Genomic DNA, 1,760 nt, shown 5'->3' with positions numbered 1-1,760 from the left:
TGAAGTCGAAGGCCGGATCAACCCGACCGGAAACTAACCCCTACCGGGGTCAGATCCACCGGTAATCCGACACTCCCCGCGGATACGAACCCACGGTGATACCCGGACTATTGCAGACAGCGGACTATGCGGCGGGAATCCTGCGGAAAGTAATCGAGTTCCAGCAAGTGCCGAACGACTTGGACGAAGGTGTATCCGCCCGGATCGAACGACAACGTGTGCTGTATCAGCGCGATCACTTGTTTCATTTCCTGATCGCTGAACAAGCCTTGTACACCACCGTTGGTGATGATCAAACAATGATCGGCCAAATGGATAGGCTCTTAGCCGTTCAGGGGATGCCGCGCGTAACGCTGGGCATCGTTCCTGCTACGGCACCGTTCGAGATGACTACAACCGCGTTCGTCATGTTCGACACGAAGATAGTTTATGTGGAAGGTGTCACAGCAGAGCTGGCGATTACGCAGCCGCGAGAGATTAAGGTGTATCACCGGACGTTCGATGTGCTGGCGCGGCAGGCTGTGACCGGAGAAGCTGCCCGTCTGTTGATCAGACGGGCACTGGATGGCCGGGCGCAGGAGATACCAGGGAGCTAAGGTGACGAGGAGTCCTTACCGGCTTCGTCGGCATCGAGAAGATCCAAAACGAATCTCAACAGTTCCGAGTCACGTGTTCTCAGTTCGCCGTAAGAGAGTCGTTTCGCGTTGCCATGAACGAGGTTGCTCCGGATGCTGTATGCCTTCTTGAAGTACGACACAGAGTCCATGCCGCCGTATTCCCCTTCAAGTATCGCGGCTTTCTTCGCCGCCAATTTAGACACCGATTCTTTCTTGTCGTTGCGGAGTAGTTCACCGAGCCGATCCATGACGGGCTGGTCGACATCGGGCCATATCTTAACTAGCTCTATTAAGCGGTCCAACCCGGCGGCAATCTTCGGTTCCACCGGCCGATCGACAAGGAGAGCTTCCACGGCGGTTACGAGGAGAATGTACCTTACCTCCGGATTCTCATCCCATAATGCATTGTGAACGAGACGATAAGCTAGTTCGTGCTTATCGGACCAATTTACCGAATCCGACTCACGAATACCGCGCAACTCTGCGCCGAACTGGGACATACCCCTTTTCACCACTGCGCCCGCAGAGAGATGCGCGAACTTCGGAGGGGGCTCAGATTCAAAAACCTGCAATTGGTCACTTACCCTGACTATGCGATCACCCTTCGACCAGAGTTCATTGAAGGGATACGGGGTGTCGGCATCGACGATTAGACTTTCAGGGAAACCAACCGAGTCATCTTCACCAAAGTCTACAGCCATGAATTGCCGAGCGAATATCTTTAGCAAATAGAATTTCCAACGGCGCCCTGCCTCTACAGCGTCGTCAAGGCTGCCATACCCCGTGCCGTGAACCGCTAGATCCGATAGTTCGCCAATATTCCTTCCGGATACGGTAGATACCAGGGACACCTTCCCACCCGCATCTGATTCAGCTAGTACGTACTTCTCCGCCTCGATATCGAGATGGTTACCCCTTACGATTTTGAAGCAGTGCCGGAATGCGGGTCAAGTCCAAGCGGGTGGTGTATCGGGGTGATTTCCGCGTGATCCTGTTCGATCAGGCGGTCAGTGCGGGGGTGGGGTCCTCCTGTTCGTCGGTGGGGTCGGCGAGGCCGCGGGAGCGGGCCAGCACGTCCAGGCCGAGGTAGCGGCGGCCTTCGATCCATTCATCGTGTTGCTCGGCCAGGACGGCGCCGACGAG

At 55.8% G+C, this 1,760-nt stretch carries 1 protein-coding gene and 2 pseudogenes; 1 reads left to right on the top strand and 2 read right to left on the bottom strand.

Annotated features, from left to right (window positions below; genetic code table 11):
- Nucleotides 1-89 precede the first annotated feature (89 nt).
- Nucleotides 90-596 (top strand): annotated as a pseudogene (locus A5789_RS36445) (DUF5753 domain-containing protein); the annotation flags it as partial.
- On the opposite strand, the gene A5789_RS36440 reads toward A5789_RS36445, so the two are convergent.
- Both A5789_RS36440 and A5789_RS36435 read right to left on the bottom strand, forming a co-directional pair.
- Nucleotides 593-1,468, bottom strand: a complete 876-nt coding sequence (locus tag A5789_RS36440) for a HEPN domain-containing protein (protein WP_155525983.1) — start codon at nt 1,466-1,468, stop codon at nt 593-595. The pseudogene A5789_RS36445 and the gene A5789_RS36440 overlap by 4 nt on opposite strands.
- Nucleotides 1,469-1,616: 148 nt before the next feature.
- Nucleotides 1,617-1,760, bottom strand: a pseudogene (locus tag A5789_RS36435) (IS256 family transposase); the annotation flags it as partial.

Origin of the sequence: Nocardia sp. 852002-51101_SCH5132738 (assembly GCF_001665695.1) — a bacterium.
Taxonomy (GTDB): Bacteria; Actinomycetota; Actinomycetes; order Mycobacteriales; family Mycobacteriaceae; genus Nocardia; species Nocardia nova.
Note: the sequence above shows the minus strand (reverse complement) of the source record. Positions and strands in the feature narration are given on the sequence as shown.